Raw genomic sequence first — 16,386 nt, forward strand, 5'->3', positions numbered from 1 at the left:
GATCGGGTGCACTCGTACTGGCGCTTCGCTGACGCCGATCGCCGCAGGACGGAACGTAGCGAGGCAACACCAGGAGGGCAATTACCGTCTATTTCGACGAGCGATCCGTTCGGAAAATCGGAGGTGGTTTGCTCGGAAGATGCTTTCGCGATTTTCACCGAACCCGTTCGTCGCAAAGCCGACCTTGGCGAAGGTCGCAACTGTCGCGCGAAATGCAGTCAGAATCGGACATATGATCATGTCTCAACTTGCTCCGTCTCGACCGCTATATTCTGTGCTTTCGATGGTGCAAATGAAAGAACCAAGATGAGCGATTTTCGTGTGTACCAAGAACATGGTTCCCGAGCTCGCGTTCACCTCGACAAGATACCGAGGCGGATCTCCGGCGGCCATCTTCGCTTCTTAGTACATGAAAAAGACTGAGTCCTGGTTCTTCCCAGTGACCCAAAACGGAACAACAATACAGGTTCCTCTCAAGGAGAAACCATTCATGAACATCCGTTCGGTCATCGGCGCGACCTGCACAGCTCTAACATTGACGATCGCGCCGCCTGCTATTGCGCACGGCAATGGAGAAACCGTCACGCCGAACTTTGATCACGTCATTCCCAATATTCCTGGCAAGTCACTGACTGCCGTGGTGGTTGACTATGCTCCCGGTGGGGCGTCGCCTTCTCATGAGCATGCAAAGTCGGCGTTCATCTATGCCTATGTCGTTTCGGGCGCGATCGAGTCCCAGGTGAGCGACGGACCGAAGCACATCTATCACGCTGGTGAGAGCTTCTTCGAGGAACCTGGTGCGCTGCATCGTGTGAGCCGCAATGCGAGCAAGACCAGGCCTGCGAAGTTGCTTGCGGTGTTTGTCGTAGATACCAACGACAAGGCTCTGACGACCCCAGTCAAATGATCCGATGCTGCGAGAGCAGGGGTTGCCCTGTTGCGGGAACTAGGCGCCAAGCCTTCTTTTGCCGATGCGTTCGACTCTGCGGCGGTCCGTTCGGCGATCGACGCGGCCTCGCCGGACGTCGTGATCGACCAGTTGACCTGGCTTCCGGCGAATCCCGCAGACATTATCAAGGCCATGCCCAACGACACACGCCTTCATCGTGAGGGAGGAGCCAATCTCCTCGCGGCAGCGCAGGAGTTTGGCGTTAGTCGCTATATCATGCAATCTCGCGGATTCTACCTGGACGCTCCGGAGGGAGCGCTTGCGGACGAAGCAGCCAGACTCCGATACGACGCTCCGGGCGAGATTGGCGACAGTGCGCGCGCGATCGGCAAATATGAGGAAAATGTGCTCGCCGCCACTTCGTTGGATGGAATTGTTCTGCGCTACGGTTTCTTCTATGGTCCTGGGACTTGGTACAGGCCTGACGGCGCGATCGCGGATCAGGTACGCAATGGCGAAGCAACTATCATCGGTGAAGGCAATGCCGTGTGGTCTTTCGTCCATATCGACGACGCGATTGCGGCGACCGTTGCATCGTTGGAGTCGGCAACTGGCGTCTACAACATCGTCGACGACGATCCGCTGCCCGTCTCTGAATGGCTTCCGGCTTTCGCCCGTTGGGTCGACGCACCGGAGCCGCCGCGAGTGAGTGTGGAGGATGCGCTAAGGGCAGTGGGTGAGGAAGCCGTCTACTACCATACCCGTCTGACTGGAGCTTCAAACAGGCGTGCCAAGCAGGAACTCGGCTTTACGCCGCGGCCGCTTCTCTGGAAACGCAGTCCGGCATAGCTTTTAGCATCGGAAGCTGCGGCTATGCGCCGATGAACCGGCGAATACGCGGATGACTCTGGGGGCGATTCCCTGACCCCTGCGGATAATCGCCACCTGGTCTCGAGCGTCCCCGTCGGGTTAGCCGGACATTCATGGATATGTAGTTATACCAATTTCATACGGAAATACAGGATATATGACGCTATTATCAAAACGATTCTAACGGTCAAAGCTATCTCTCATAGGAGAAGAGTATGCCTTTCTCTCGCCGCGCATTTGTCACTACCCTTGCAGGGTTTGCATCTGGTCTGCCTTTCATAAGCGATGCATACGCGGACGACGGCACCATTTCCGAGTCGGATCCGACCGCTCAAGCGCTTGGGTATAAAGCCGACGCAACGAAAGTCGACAGGGCAAAGTACAGCACATATATGGCTGGCGAGACTTGCGCGAATTGCCAGTTCTATCAGGGGCAAGCGACCGCGCCGAGCGCACCGTGTCCGCTCTTGGGTAGCAAAGCGGTTAGTGGCAAGGGCTGGTGCGCGGGTTACGTCAAGAAGGCTTAATCGCTGAGCGGTCGCGAGGCTATTGCCTCGCAATCTGTATTGGATCCGACACCCGACGAACGCGCGAGCCGTGACTCCGGTTCCGCACGACAACACACGTCGTCGTTCGCCGATTCATGCATTCGAAACCGGCTCAGGAAGGCTCTATCAGGCGCCTGTCGACAAGCGCGCGCAACTCATCGAATTCCCGCTGAACATCGAGCGTGCCACGGATTGCGGACATTGCTATCAGCACCTGCGTACCTCGTTCGGTTGTCTTGACCACGAACCATAGGCGGCGTTGGCGTACATAGAACATCACGAAGATCCCTATTACCAGCATCACGCTGCCAAGAAAAACGACGGGCTCACCTGGGGATCGGGTCAATTGCAGTACCGATGCCTGAACCTGTCTAAACGCGTTGAGCTGATAGAAGACTGGTGCGCCATACGATGCACTATCCGACAGGGCGTCGACCGCGAGTGCTATGAAACGATCGTCGTCGACTGCATGTTCGCGCGGGCTTAGCCCGCTGCGGGCACGAGCGAGTTGCCACAAGTCCCATGTTGCACCGCGCAGGGTGCGCAAGGTCGAGATCACCGCCGCGCGCCGCCCTGAGGCGGGGGTAGATTCCTCCAGGTAAGTTGCAAGCGCACGGAAGCCGCGCACGCGACCCTGTGCCTGACGGGTCGACTGGTCGCCTTGTGCAAACAGGTCCAGTAGATTTCGAGCTTCTTTTTCTGCTGCATTGCGTTCTGTCGCTGATGCGCGCAGCAATGTGCGATCGACAAAGCTGCGCGCGGCCTCGGCGCGCAGTGCCGGCTGCGAGAGCGCGGCTCGCAGCGCAATCCATTCGCTAACCGAACCGTGTTCGTCGGCGGGAATGCGCATGTACTCGAATGGAGCGCTTTCTTCGCTACGAACCCCGGCTAGAAACACGCGGGCGCCATCCATCTCCATCGGCAGCATAAAGTTCCTGAATTCGCGCGCCTGGCCGTCGGCGTCACGCACCTTGTACTGAATTGACGGACCGACGTTCCGCTTGTCAGGCCGATCGCCTGATTTCACGGCAGACCCTAACAACGCGCGAAGCGCTTGCTGCGGCGCACGCGCGGGTCCGGATAACCCAGATTGAATGCTGCCTGGGTCGGTTATATCTTCAACGTTGATGGCACGGAAATCGGTGAATTCGACAGACTGACCCGTGTCGCCGGCAATCCGCGGATCGACAGTGTCGCTGCTGCCAACCACGCCGACTGCCGCGTAGCCTTGCGCGTCGACGCCTTGCATTGGCCATGCGGTCAGATCGAGTGTCGAGCCACCATCCTGATAACTCGACTGATAAATCGATACCCCGTCGTACGCAAACGGCTTGTTGACGGACACCGACGCGTGAACCGATTTACCGCTGCGAGCGTCCGTTACGACAATGTCGCTCAGAAAGGCTTTGGGCATACCGGTCGTGTAATACTCGATCCTGAAACGCTCGAGCCGGATCGAGAACGGTAAGGCCTGAAACAATGTCGCACCTTGCTGGAACAGCGTCGCTGAATCGACCTGCTGTCCTTCGGGAATCCACGCATAGCCGCGAAACGCCGGATTCCACGACGCGAGCCGGTGCGATTCGGGGTTTCCACTGTCTGCCGTGCCGGGTGTTACCCAGGTTTTATGCAGCGTCCAGCGTAGTAGGGCGACGGGCAGTTCACTGTCTAGCAGGCCACCCAGGCAAATGACGATCACCGCGAGATGAGAGGACAGGTAGCCCAGCCGGCCCCACGAACCGCGCTTTGCTGCGACCAGTGTGGCAAGTGGCGATATGTCGCGCGTAACGAAGCGGTAGCCCAGCGTGCCACATATGTTGTTGACTGCGGTGACGACGTCCTGCCTTGCAGCGGGCGCCATGCGCTCGTAGTGAAGCCTGTGCGCACGCAGTCCCTGCTCCTGGACACGGTCTTTCCATGACAGCATGTCGGCGAGAATTTTCGGCCCGTTTCTCGACACGCACAATGCGATGGAGACAAGGAGAAAGCAGACAATCAGGACGAACCACCACGCACCGTATATGTCGAAAAGGCCGAGCCCTCGAAACAGTTCGGCCCAAAACGGGCCGAACTGGTTCACATAGTCCGGATACGGGGCACCCTGCTCCACCACAGTGCCGATCGTGCTGGCAACAGCCAGTATGACCAGCAAGGCGATCGCAAAGCGCATCGAACCGCCGAGCTCCAGAAAACGGCCAATCGCAGGCCTGCCCGGCTTCGCTTTTTCATCTGTGGCTATAAAACCCATATTTGCCTCACGCTAGCGCTCCCGCCACAAACCATTCGATTTTTGCGCTTCGCGGTTTCGCATTGTCCCGGCCGCGAGCTGCGATTATTTGTGACTGCGGGCCGGCTGCTGTCCGCTGGTAGAAAAAAAGCGGGCAGCCGCCGCGATTTCGGCATCGGTCATGTTTCGAGCGATATTACGCATCTGCGCGGCGATATCGTTGTGACGCTCTCCGGTCGCAAAGGCTGTCAATTGTGCGCGCAGATAGACTTCCGGCATGCTCTGTAAAAACGGCGCCGCCGCTTTGTGACCTACACCTCCGTGGCAAGCCGCACAGGCCACGATATTGCGTGTCGGCGAGCCTCGTGCGACGATCGGCGGCGCCGTGGGTTCGTCACCGTAGCGGCGCGGCCCGTCGGCTTTTCTCGAGCCGAAGTAGGTGGCGAGATCGCGCGCGTTACGCTCGGTCAGCCCCGCTGCGATCGTCGTCATGATGACGTTCGAGCGTGCCCCGGATTTGAAATCGATCAGTTGCTTGTAGATGAAAGCGGGGTCCTGTGCAACGAGATCCGGCGCAACCAGAAGGCTTGCGTTGTGGCAGCCGGCGCAGCGTGCCGCGAGCGACGCGCCGCGGCCTATCGCCTCTTCGTCAGGAACGCGTAGCAGTTGCGGTGTCACCGTAACGGTGCTCCTGGTCGAGCGCTGATCGGGTATCACGCTGCCCTGCGCAAGCCAGCGATGCGGGACGCCGGCCGCGCTGCAAATGGCGTTCCAGATGCCCTGGAATTGCGGGTCGCGCTGCGCTCCGGGGAGCCATACGAAGCCGATCAGCGTCGAGGTCAACGCGACGGCCAGCATGCCGCCCGCAGAAGCGACGAACCAGCGGTTGCGCAGCGAGAAGAGTGGTTCGTTATCCACGGACGCGTTCCCCTGCAACCGGGATCGCCGGTACGGAAGTTCCGGTCCGCATGAGCAGCGACACCACCGGATACCCGTAGTTGAACACCGTGAGGCCGATCATCAGCGCGAGCCACAGCCGGAAACTGTTCAGTGCGACCGGCACGGCATCGCTTTGATGGACCGCGAGACTGAAGCGATACTCGACCGGTTCGATGCGCGGCGCCGTATGCGCGCGCAATAGAATCGCGATAAACAACGCCGCCGAAGCAAGCACGATCAGTGCGCCGACTACTGATACGATGACCGGCACGGCCTGCGCCGCGATCCCGCTATTCGTATAGTCGAAATAGGCCATGCGCCGCGGCATGCCCTGAATGCCGGTCAGATGCCATGGCAGTGTCAGCACGAGCATGCCGATGAACCATAGCCACAACTGCACGCGTATCAGCCGGAAGCAGGGCAGCGCGCGACCTGTCAGATGTGGCCAGAGGTCGTAGGCGATCACGAAGTACATGATGACCACCGCGCCCGCGAAGATCAGATGGAAGTGTCCGGTCACCCACTGCGTATTGTGAACCGTCGAGTCGAGTTGATAACTCATGTTGATAAGCCCGCCTGCGCCACCCAGGCCGAGCATGATGAACGAGAAGCAAATGGCCAGCATCATCGGGTTGTCCCACGGCAGCGCCTTGAGCCAACCTAGCCTGCCGGTCCCTCCGCGCATGCGCGCGGCGATCTCGATCGATGCGCAGATCGTAAATACTGTCAGTAGCGTCGGAACGGCGACGAGCGCAGTGAACACGGAGTGAAGAAACTTGAAGCCCGAGCCCACCTGGGGATCGGCGAACAGATGATGAATGCCGATCGGCATCGACACGACCAGAAACAATACAAACGAAATGCGCGCCATCGAATCGCTGTAAAGGCGGCCACCAATGGCTCGTGGCACGATCGTGTAATACGCGATGTACGCCGGCATCAACCAGAAGTAGACGATCGCGTGCAGGGTCCACGAAAAGAACACGCGAGCGAGGCCCGCATCGATAGTCGTTTTGAACCCCAGCGCCACGGGAAGTATCTGAAAAACCAGTTCGATCGCTGCGCCGACCGCCGTCCAGCCCCACAGATAGGCGCTAGCGACACTCGCGAACATGGGGAGCGGAACGGGCGCACCCGGATGCGCGCGCTTCCAGACAAACAGATTGACGGACATCAGCGCCACCCAGATCCACGAACCCGCGACGATCAGGACGATGCCTACGTAATACAGCGCGCTGCCGATCAGGGGTGGGTAGAAGGTATAAAGCACTGACGCCGTGCCGATGGCGATCGCAATCACGGCCATCGTGAAGCCGCCGAGCACCAGCGCGAACCCTGTCCACGCCCACCGCACGCCAATGAGCGCAGTCTTTAGCGAAAGCTCGGTGATCGCGTAGCCGAACGCCATCGCCACCAGGGTGGGGAACACGTAGCCCATTGTCGTACCGTGCGCGGTTACCGACCGGTAGTAGAGGTCTGGGTTGTCGAGCGGCGTCTGCAACGGGCTGCGTGCGTACATCTGCCACGTGCCCAATACAATTGCGATGGCGAAGCTCGCGAATGCCAGCCAGAAATGAGCGAGTATGAGTCGTCGGTTAACCAGCACAGCTCAACCTCCGCCCGGCGCTATTGCGTTCGAGAGCGTCGAAAGCTTGCTTGTCGATCACTTTCACGTGGGCCCACATGCCTTGATGCCCGGTTCCGCAGAATTCATGACACGGCATCAGATGATCGGCGGGATGCGCAAACTTCGTGCGAAACGTCGATACATAGCCGGGTTCTATCATTGAATTGATGTTGGTATCGGTGATCAGCATGCCGTGAATCACGTCGGCGCTAGTCGCGCGGAACGTGACCGGCACGTTTGCAGGTACAAGGATGCATTGCGGCGTAAACGAGTACTGTTGAGCGACCATGCGCACCGTGACCGACCCGTCGGGCGTGATCTCGGTGCCTAGATTCTCTTCGACAAATTCACCACTGCTGTTCAGCGTTTCAGGTCGAACGGTTTCGACTCGTGAAGGCGGCATCATCGCCCAGTGCAGCCCGGTAAAGACCACGATGGCCACGAGCAAAAAGAGGAGGGTGCTCATCGCGATGGCCCACTTCCTTTCGATACGCTCGATGACGCTGCGCGATGCCGCCCCGGTTCCGCGAGCGCTCATTGAATGACTCCGCGCGGCAGGAAGACGAAAAAATAGAAGGCAAACCATAGCGCGATGACGATTGTCGTCGCCGTGCCTGCGACGACAATCGCTCCCGCTGGGCCCGCTTGCACGATACTTTCGATATCGGCTTCATGCTCTTCGCTAAAAATCATTCGCTGTCTATCGGTCGACCTGTAAGATTTCGCACGCCATGGCATTGTCTGGAACATGCGGCCGGCAATTGACGAGAGCCCGGCCGGCACGCCGGTTGCCTCGTCCGAGTGCTGCCCAGTCATTCGTCAAAAGTGGATCAGGGGGTCTTCGTATCGTCGTCGAGCAGGCGGTAAAACTGCGTCCAGACCTGGTCTTTCTTGGCGCTCGCAATATGGCAGAAAGCGCACTCGCTTTTCGGCTTGACCGACGCGGTCATCGCCTTGGGCTCGTGATGGTTGAAATTGAAGAAGCCCCAACCCTCGGTCAGCGCGAAGCGCTTCGAGTCCTTCACTGTTACGTCCGCGCCATTGAAGCCTGCGGGGAAATACCCGCGGCCCGACGGCTCGGCGCGTGAGCCATCTGGGAATTGCGCGTCTTTGGTCAGCTGGAGCTCCTTGAACATGATGGTTCCCTCCGGAAACTGCCCGGTTTTCTTGTAGATCGCGTAGGAGCCCGGCTCGATGTAGACGTTATGGTATTCCGGAAAATTCGCCTTGCCGTTGTTGAGCCCATTTGGCGTGAGCGGCGATCCGACATAGATCCATTCGTGAAAATTCTTCGGGAGCTTCAGATCTCCGGAGGCCGTGTACTCGGGGAGATAGCGCGCGGGTTGTCCGTGGCTTCGTGTCGACGGCGACTGCGCAAGCGCCGGCAGAGCCGATGAAGCTAACAAAGCTGCTGCCACAGCGAGTGGAATGCGTGTCCTGAACATAGGCGCTCCTTAACATCAGATCGATTATCGGAATGCGCCCGTTTTCATTAGGCGCAATTTGCTTGGGGCGTATGTGGCGGCATGCCGTGACACATCCCGTATGCGAATTTAAGTCGACACCACGATCGACAGCAATCAGAAAGATGTATGTGTGTCGATACATTCGTATATCGCTTCTTCACTGATGCTGATGAGGCTTCGTTCTGTGCGCGTGACTGTGTGCGCCGGACATTGCGTTGCGCTATATGTTCGTATTTTTCAGTGTACTTACGCGCGCTGACGACCAAGGCTTACTCCGCCTAAAGTTGTGTTCATCGTTGTTACCAGTGCGCACCTGATCTATCCGGAGGCACGCACGCCCTTCTTGCCGAGATAAACATGAATATGTCGCAGCACACGAAGCTCCCGACAAGCGATACCAACCGCGAGGCAGCGAGCGTCGGCCACCTCTACATGCAAACCAACGAACTCCAGAATTCGATCGTTCACTACCGACGCGCGCATACCGGTAGCCTGGAAGAGACGCAGCGCATCGCGACTGGCGGAAAAGGATCCGGTGTGTTCAAGCCTGTCAGCGGTCAGGCAAGTGCGCCGAACGCATTCGAAGGCGCCGGTAGCGTGATTCTCTCGGCAGACAGCAAGTACCTCTTTGCCACGAATGGAGGAGACAACAGTGTTTCCAGCTTTGCAGTGGGCAGCGATGGCGATCTCCGCCTTATCGGAGTCGAGCGTACCGGAAATGAGGTGGCAGGAAAAAGTGGGACGGTGAAGTCGCTTGCTTATGCGGCGTCAAGTCGCACGCTCTATGCGTTGCACGCATTCGGTCCCGACCATATACGTCTCTTTTCGGTCAATGAGGATGGCGCCTTATCTCTGCGAAGCGAACGACATACGGTAAACGTCGGTCACAAGACGGACAGGGTTCCGACTCAGGCAGTACTGTCGCCGGACGCCAGGTTTCTGCTTGTCGACATTCTTTTCGATGCAAGGCCGACGACGTCGGCGGACGGTATGACGCAGCTGATCGTGGCGAATGCGCCGGACCACGACGGCGTCGTAGTCTTCCCGGTTGCGGCAAGCGGCGAGCTCGGTGCACCATCCTTTCAGGATGCGGGCGGTGCCGGGCCGTTTTACATCGCCTTTCTCAACGGAAGTACCGAGATGTTTTTGAATGGCACGGCGGTCGGCGACGGCCTGGTCATGAGCAGGATTGATCGCGAGGGCAGGATTAGTGTCGGCGAGCTCGTCACGATTGCAACGGAAGCTGGCAAGCCATCCGAGCTATGCTGGTTGGCGATCACACCCGATAACAGGTGGGTGTTCGCGACGAATTTCGGTTATAGCAACATCAGCAGCTATCGGATTTCAGACAATGGGCTCCATGTCGCGAAAGATCCGGCCAGCGATGCGATATCCGGCGATGGCACGTTCCGCGCAGTAAATGGCCTCGTAAGCAGCGGCCCAAGCGACAACTGGCTGTCTCCGGACGGAAAACACCTCTACCAGATATACGGCAATGCCTCTGTACTGGTTGGCTATGCGGTGCAGGACGACGGTTCTCTGAAAGAGCACACGAGAATAGAGATTCCGTACAACAGTCCGCAGGGATTGGCGGGATTCTAGCCGCCCGGCTAACTCATGGGGGGGTAAAGCAACATAAGACCATATTTTTCCGCGTACGGACGGCACTGCGGCCGTCCCGCTTGCAGCAGCTCCGCCCGTCAGCAGCGCGGGCGCCAGGCTCCATCGACGCAGTGATCGTCGATAATCATCTCTGCCGCCCGCTCACCAATCACAACGCACGGTGCCATCGTATTGCCGCTCGTAATCTCCGGCATGATCGACGCGTCCGCGACCCGTAAATTCTCGATGCCGTACACCTTGAGTCGCGCGTCGACGACCGACATCTCGTCGCGTCCCATCTTTGCTGTTCCGCACTGATGCCAGAAGGTGAGCGCCGCGTCGCGCGCAAAGTCCAGCATTGCCGACGCGTTCAATTTGCCCGGCAGTCTTTCGCGGCTGACCAGACCATGGAATGCCTGGCTGTTTCCCAGCTCACGGCACAGTTCGATAGTCGCGATGCCGCTCGCAAGGTCGTCCGGATGGGACAGTGTATTCGCGTAGATCAGCACCGGGTCGATTACGTCGGCACCGGACAGTCGCACTTGCCCGCGGCTTTTTGGATGTGCGATGCCGGCAAACATCGACCAGCCGTGTTCCGGCATCCCGCGTGCCGCTGTCTCGTGACTCGCGATCGGAAACTCGAGTTGGCAGTGGAACATGTCAGGCACGGCAAGGCGCGCGTCGCTCGACCAGTAGAGCGTCGCTTCGGAACCTGTATTCCCGATGCGTTGCGGTTCGCGATATTCAAACACGCAGCCAAACGCCACATGATCCTGATGGTTCATCCCAACCCCGTGCAGCGCCTGAATCACGCGGATGCCGTGACGCTCGAGTTCGTCTGGTGGACCGAGACCCGACTGCATCAATACCTTCGGCGTGTGGATCGCACCGAGCGACAGGATCACTTCGTGTCGTGCAAGAACGCGCCGGCGTGTGCCATTGGCGATAATCTCGACGCCGATTGCCGTCGTACCACGAAGCAACACCTTGCTGACGAGCGTTCCAGTCATGATGGTCAGGTTCGAACTGACGCTTTCCGGGTCGCCGATGTAGGATCGAAAGATCGACTGGCGCTGGCCGCGACGTACGATCAGCTCGGTGATAGCGGCGCCGCCACGACCTTCCATCATCGCGCCATTTGAACTGTCGAAGGTCGGCAACCCGAGCTCGCGCGCTGCGTCAAGCAGGGCATTGGCTGCCGGAATCGGGTCTTTGCACGTTTCGACGTGCACCGGGCCGCCGACGCCGCGCCGCAGTGGATCCTGTACGCCTTGCCAGTCTTCGATACGCCGATAGATCGAAAGCACGGACTGGTAGCCCCATGCGGGGTCGCCGGCCTCGGCGGCGAAACGTTCCCAGTCGTTCTTATGTCCGCGCGCCCAGACGCCCACGTTGATGCTCGAGCTGCCGCCGAGCACCCTGCCCATGTTCAACGGAATCGCGCGGCCGTTCAGATGTGGATTCGGCTGCGCGGTAAACGCCCAGTCGCGCGGCGAGCCGAGATTCGCCCGCCATTGCTCGGGCGTCGCTACTTCGGGCGCGGCGTCGTTGTCGCCGGCTTCGATCAACAGTACGCGTACGTTCAGGTCGTCGGCAAGCCGAGCGGCGATGACCGAGCCCGCCGGGCCAGCACCGCAAACGATGAAGTCGTAACTATCGGGTGCTTCGCGCGCCCATCCGGACGTGCTGCCCGACAGAGTGGGGGTATCGTCAAAACTCATATCGTTTGTTCAAAAAGAGAAGATTGCATCGTGGTTGTGTTTCGACGGATGTCCTCAGCGCAGACATTGTCGTGGGAATGCGATAGCGAGATCAGCGCGAGCACTGCCGCCAAGGCGCTTGCATCGGGTCCTATGGATACCAAAGCGTTTCGCGAGAACGATGCCGTCAATCAATTGTAAGATCTTGATGCCAGTTGTTCGCGGCGTTGGAGTACACATTTTCTATACGTAAGTATCGGCGACGAGCGCTGATGAATTTCCGGATACCCGCACGGCCTATGCGAACGCTTGCCTGCTAATGCGAATGTTGCGCCAACCGACATGTGACGGAGTTCATAGAATGTGCGCTGTCCATGTCCTCGCTCTTGCGAACGGTTGACGGTCGTTACCTGAAGATCATCGGAATGCAACTCTTGGCGAGGACAGCAATCAAGGGAATAGAGTGTGATTCATACCGACGTTTTGATCGTAGGAAGCGGCCCAGCCGGCTCCGCTGCCGCACTGATGCTGAGCACGTACGGCATCGCGAACATTGTGGTGACGAAATATCGCTGGCTTGCCGACACGCCACGCGCACACTTCACCAATCAACGTACGATGGAAATACTCCGCGACCTTGACATCGAACAGGAAGCCATCGCGCGCGCAACACCGCAGAAATTGCTGGGCGATACGGTGTTCTGCACCAGCCTCGCCGGCGATGAACTTGGGCGCATCCAGACCTGGGGAACGCATCCGCAACGCCGTGCGGATCACGCTCTCGGCAGTCCGTCCAGTTGCTGCGATCTCCCACAAAACCTGCTCGAACCCATCCTGCTCGGCAATGCTGCGTCACGCGGCTCGCACGTGCGCTTCGATACGGAATACCTGTCGCTCGAGCAGGATGCCGACGGCGTGACGGCGACTGTGCAGGACCGTCTGAGCGGCCTGCAATACCAGATTCGCGCGCGATATCTGATAGGCGCGGACGGCGGCCGCAGCAAGGTAGCCGAGGATATCGGCTTGCCGATGCAAGGCCGCATGGGGGTGGCAGGCAGCATGAACATCGTATTCGACGCCGATCTGACGCGTTATGTCGCGCATCGGCCAAGCTTGCTGTACTGGGTGCTGCAACCCGGCTCGGACATCGGCGGTATCGGCATGGGCCTGATACGGATGGTGCGTCCGTGGCATCAGTGGATGGTCATTTGGGGTTTCGATATCGACCAGCCACCGCCCGTGATAGATGACGCGGCAGCGACGGCGATCGTGCGGCGCCTCGTCGGCGATGCTGACATCGCTGTCAAGATTCGTTCGACGTCGCTGTGGAGCGTCAATGATATGTATGCGACGCGAAACACGGTCGGGCGCGTCTTCTGCATGGGCGATGCCGTGCACCGTCATCCGCCGTCGAACGGTCTTGGCTCCAATACGTCGATTCAAGATGCCTACAATCTCTGCTGGAAGCTCGCTGCCGTGCTAAAAGGCTTCGCGAATCCGCCTCTGCTCGACACCTACGACGTCGAGCGTTCGCCCGTTGCGAAGCAGATTGTCACGCGCGCGAATCAGAGTATTCGGGAGTTTGGGCCGATCTTCGACGCGCTTGGCCTGCTCGACACCACCGACGTCGATAGAATGCAGGCCAATATGGCCGCGCGCCAGCATGACAGTACGGCTGCCACCGTGCAGCGACAGAAGTTACGCGAGGCGATCGCAGACAAGGCGTATGAGTTCGACGCCCATGGCGTGGAAATGAACCAGCGCTATCGCTCTGCGGCGATCGTCAGCGATGGCACCGACGAACCGGCGTGGGAACGTGATCAGGAGCTTTACTACCATCCCACCACGTGGCCCGGCGCACGCCTGCCGCATGCGTGGCTGACGCGCGGCGGTCATCGCGTTTCGACTCTGGACGTGGTGGGAAAGACGCGTTTCGTATTGCTGACGGGCATCGGCGGCGATCCATGGATGGGCGCGATCAAGCACGTTCATGACGTATTAGGCGTGCCGATTGAAGGCTTCGTGATTGGTCCGGGCCGTCAGTTCGACGATCCGTACGGTGAATGGGCGCGCATTCGCGAGATCGACGAAGCGGGTTGCATTCTCGTGCGGCCAGACGCACATGTCGCGTGGCGCGGTGTGGGCTCCGTTAGCGCGGACCAACGTTTGATGGACGCGATGCTCAAGGTGCTAAGCCGCGGGGATTGATCCAGGGGTCGTAGCCCGTATACGAATGTATAGACTTCGCGAGGTAGTCAGGTAATCAGGAGTCAAGATGGTTACAATCACCGACGAGACATCACTCCACGGGAGAAGCCTTGTTCGATCTCGATGCTTACCTCGACCGTATCGGTTACGAAGGTCCGCGAACCCCCACACTTGAGACGTTGCGCGGACTCCATGCGCGCCATCCAGATGCGATTCCTTTTGAAAACCTCACGCCGCTCCTCGGGCAAACCGTGAGCCTCGATATCGGCGATATTGCGGCGAAGCTCGTCGGCGCGCATCGCGGGGGCTATTGTTACGAGCACGGGCATCTTTTTCGCACGGCACTCGAAACGATCGGCTTTCAGACCGTGCCGCTCGCAGCCCGCGTGCTGTGGGGGCCGCCGCGACCCGCGTTGCCACCGCGTAACCACATGCTGTTGCTCGTCGACGTGGGTGGTGCGCGTTGGATTGCCGACGTCGGGTTCGGTGGTGTCACGCTTTCGGCGCCGCTGCGGCTCGAAGCGGGCATCGCGCAGGAAACACCTCACGAGACCTTCCGCCTCAATTTGCTGGAAGGAGGAGACTGGCTGTTGCAGGTGCAGCTCGGCGAACGCTGGCAGGACGTGTATCGCTTTGATCTCACCCCTCAGCACGATGCGGATTACGCGGTGTCGAACTTCTACGTGAACGCCCATCCGGAGTCGCTGTTCGTCAACCAGCTGATGGTGGCGCGTGTCGCTGAGGGCGAGCGTCACACGCTTCTTAACAGTAAGCTTGGCCACTACGCACCCACGCCATCGCATCGCGAACTGAGAGACGTTGCGGAACTGCGTCATGTGCTCGAGCATACTTTCGGCATTCGTCTTCCGGACGCGGACGGACACGTGAGTACAGAGCAACTTAACGCCGTGCTCGTGCGCTGTCTCGCTAAGCGATAGAGACTGCGTGGCAACGGCAGTTAAATCCATCCATCTGCGCAAGCAATATTGGCTAAAAGAAAAGCCAAACCCGCACTCCTTATGATGGGGGATGGCTCCACTTCCCAAGAGGTTGAGCCTCCATCAAATCTGCCGCGTTTCAATTGTTGCGCAACGTTCGCCACCGCGGCGTGAGGATCGGTGTGCTCACTTCGCTGTGCCGGATTCAGCGTGCCGCAATTCCTTGTGCACCTGCGGGTACTCCAGTCGCGCTCCCTACCGGGCTTAGCGTACCGTCAGTGGAAACGCGAAAACCGCTGATGGCGCCGTTTCCTTCGCGTACGTATAAAAATTTGCTGTTTTTGGTAATCGCGAGATCAAACGGTGCACTCAGCACAGCGGCAGTTGCGTTCACCAGGCGGGTCGTGCCATCCGCGCCAATTCTGAGGCTGCTGATCGTTTGGCTGCCAGCGTTTGCCGTATAAGCGTAACGGCCATCGCCCGTGGTAACAAGCCAGCACGGAGCGGTTTGCGTCAAGCGGATAGACGTGCTGATCGAAGTGAGGTGCCGATTGTCTTCGACTTCGTAGGAAGACGCGGATCCTGAACCCGCTTCGGCTACCATGGCATAGCCTCGATTGGTGATAGAGAACCCGAAAGGCGTCACCCCGTTCGAAGGATGCGGTACGGGACCGGTCGTATAACCGAGCGTGCCGACGTGGAAGGTATCAATGAGCTGTGTTCCCTTCTCGGTTACGAGTATCTCGTTGCCATCTGGGGTGAAGCTTATCTGCGCGGGTTGCGCGTTAGCTCCGCCAGCTAGTTCTCGCCTGGAGTTTGGCAGAGGGATGAGGCGCTTTCCGATCGCGTCGATGATGTATCCATTGATATTCGGTGCACCGCCGGCATTGAGCACATATGCGTTGAATCCGTTTATGGCAATGCTTACGGGCATTTGCCCACCGGATGGCTTGCGGTCGAGAAGCGTCAGCCGCTTTCCGGCTATTGCAAACATCGACACATCGTTGCTTCCAGCATTCACCGCGAAAAGGTAGCCCGAGCCTAGCGTTAGAGACCCTTGCGAGGTTAGAGGGTCGCCACCCGTGCCAGCTCCCTTACCCTCAGTCGGGTAGGAGGCTTCGAATCGAAGCGTGCCGTTTTCCGACCGTGAGTAGACGAGGACGGAGTTGCCTGAGGGCTGGTTAGATAAAACATATACGGCACCTGCGGGCTCCGTATCACTGTCGGCGTTTGCTGCGTTGTCCACCGCCGCAAACAGGGCGAACGTGAGGAAGGCACTGCGAAACAGGAACTGAGAACGCGACTGACGTTTTTCCATATTGAATCTCCACGGTGTTGCGTGAAATGGCAGCAGGTCTCGACACCCGTCGTC

General features: G+C 59.0%; 14 protein-coding genes. 6 read left to right on the forward strand and 8 right to left on the reverse strand.

The genetic code is table 11. The features are described from left to right. The first annotated feature begins 490 nt into the window (after positions 1–490). The 3 genes from ACYVNQ_RS22560 to ACYVNQ_RS22570 all read left to right on the forward strand — a co-directional run bounded on the left by ACYVNQ_RS22560 (position 491) and on the right by ACYVNQ_RS22570 (position 2,286). A complete protein-coding gene (locus ACYVNQ_RS22560) occupies positions 491–907 on the forward strand; it encodes a cupin domain-containing protein (protein WP_460904899.1) in 417 nt (138 codons plus the stop codon). 30 nt (positions 908–937) lie between these two features. After that, positions 938–1,738: an NAD-dependent epimerase/dehydratase family protein gene (locus tag ACYVNQ_RS22565; RefSeq protein ID WP_460904900.1), complete on the forward strand. Its 801-nt coding sequence runs from the start codon at positions 938–940 to the stop codon at positions 1,736–1,738. A gap of 236 nt (positions 1,739–1,974) precedes the next feature. After that, positions 1,975–2,286, forward strand: coding sequence for a high-potential iron-sulfur protein (locus tag ACYVNQ_RS22570; RefSeq protein ID WP_460904901.1), 312 nt, complete (start codon positions 1,975–1,977; stop codon positions 2,284–2,286). 133 nt (positions 2,287–2,419) lie between these two features. Here the strand turns inward: ACYVNQ_RS22570 and ACYVNQ_RS22575 are convergent, their stop codons facing one another. From ACYVNQ_RS22575 to ACYVNQ_RS22600, 6 genes are all read right to left on the reverse strand, one after another. Continuing rightward, a complete protein-coding gene (locus ACYVNQ_RS22575; protein ID WP_460904902.1) occupies positions 2,420–4,555 on the reverse strand; it encodes a cytochrome c biogenesis protein ResB in 2,136 nt (711 codons plus the stop codon). Between the two features lie 84 nt (positions 4,556–4,639). Then, positions 4,640–5,452, reverse strand: a complete 813-nt coding sequence (locus ACYVNQ_RS22580; RefSeq protein ID WP_460904903.1) for a c-type cytochrome — start codon at positions 5,450–5,452, stop codon at positions 4,640–4,642. Next, complete coding sequence (locus ACYVNQ_RS22585; RefSeq protein ID WP_460904904.1) at positions 5,445–7,079, reverse strand: cbb3-type cytochrome c oxidase subunit I; 1,635 nt, start codon at positions 7,077–7,079, stop codon at positions 5,445–5,447. Before ACYVNQ_RS22585 ends, ACYVNQ_RS22580 begins: the two co-directional genes overlap by 8 nt. Continuing rightward, a complete protein-coding gene (locus ACYVNQ_RS22590) occupies positions 7,069–7,638 on the reverse strand; it encodes a cupredoxin domain-containing protein (protein WP_460904905.1) in 570 nt (189 codons plus the stop codon). The genes ACYVNQ_RS22585 and ACYVNQ_RS22590 overlap by 11 nt, the downstream gene beginning before the upstream one ends. Then, positions 7,635–7,793, reverse strand: a complete 159-nt coding sequence (locus ACYVNQ_RS22595) for a hypothetical protein (protein ID WP_460904906.1) — start codon at positions 7,791–7,793, stop codon at positions 7,635–7,637. Before ACYVNQ_RS22595 ends, ACYVNQ_RS22590 begins: the two co-directional genes overlap by 4 nt. Positions 7,794–7,930: 137 nt before the next feature. After that, positions 7,931–8,545 carry a cytochrome P460 family protein gene (locus tag ACYVNQ_RS22600; protein ID WP_460904907.1) on the reverse strand — a complete coding sequence of 205 codons (615 nt, stop codon included), beginning with the start codon at positions 8,543–8,545 and terminating at the stop codon, positions 7,931–7,933. Positions 8,546–8,923: 378 nt separating this feature from the next. On the opposite strand from ACYVNQ_RS22600, the gene ACYVNQ_RS22605 reads away from it, so the two are divergent. After that, positions 8,924–10,168: a lactonase family protein gene (locus ACYVNQ_RS22605; protein ID WP_460904908.1), complete on the forward strand. Its 1,245-nt coding sequence runs from the start codon at positions 8,924–8,926 to the stop codon at positions 10,166–10,168. Positions 10,169–10,266: 98 nt separating this feature from the next. Here ACYVNQ_RS22605 and ACYVNQ_RS22610 read toward each other — a convergent pair whose 3' ends face one another. Continuing rightward, positions 10,267–11,889 (reverse strand): GMC family oxidoreductase, encoded by a 1,623-nt coding sequence (locus tag ACYVNQ_RS22610; protein WP_460904909.1) that lies wholly within the window; start codon positions 11,887–11,889, stop codon positions 10,267–10,269. A 444-nt stretch (positions 11,890–12,333) separates the two neighbouring features. Between ACYVNQ_RS22610 and ACYVNQ_RS22615 the strand changes: the two genes are divergently transcribed. Both ACYVNQ_RS22615 and ACYVNQ_RS22620 read left to right on the forward strand, forming a co-directional pair. Further along, positions 12,334–14,076, forward strand: a complete 1,743-nt coding sequence (locus tag ACYVNQ_RS22615) for an FAD-dependent oxidoreductase (protein ID WP_460904910.1) — start codon at positions 12,334–12,336, stop codon at positions 14,074–14,076. Positions 14,077–14,186: 110 nt separating this feature from the next. Then, positions 14,187–15,014, forward strand: coding sequence for an arylamine N-acetyltransferase family protein (locus ACYVNQ_RS22620; RefSeq protein ID WP_460904911.1), 828 nt, complete (start codon positions 14,187–14,189; stop codon positions 15,012–15,014). A 205-nt stretch (positions 15,015–15,219) separates the two neighbouring features. On the opposite strand, the gene ACYVNQ_RS22625 is transcribed toward ACYVNQ_RS22620, so the two are convergent. Next, a complete protein-coding gene (locus tag ACYVNQ_RS22625) occupies positions 15,220–16,332 on the reverse strand; it encodes a lactonase family protein (protein ID WP_460904912.1) in 1,113 nt (370 codons plus the stop codon). Between the last annotated feature and the right edge of the window lie 54 nt (positions 16,333–16,386).

It is taken from the genome of Paraburkholderia jirisanensis (assembly GCF_054782355.1).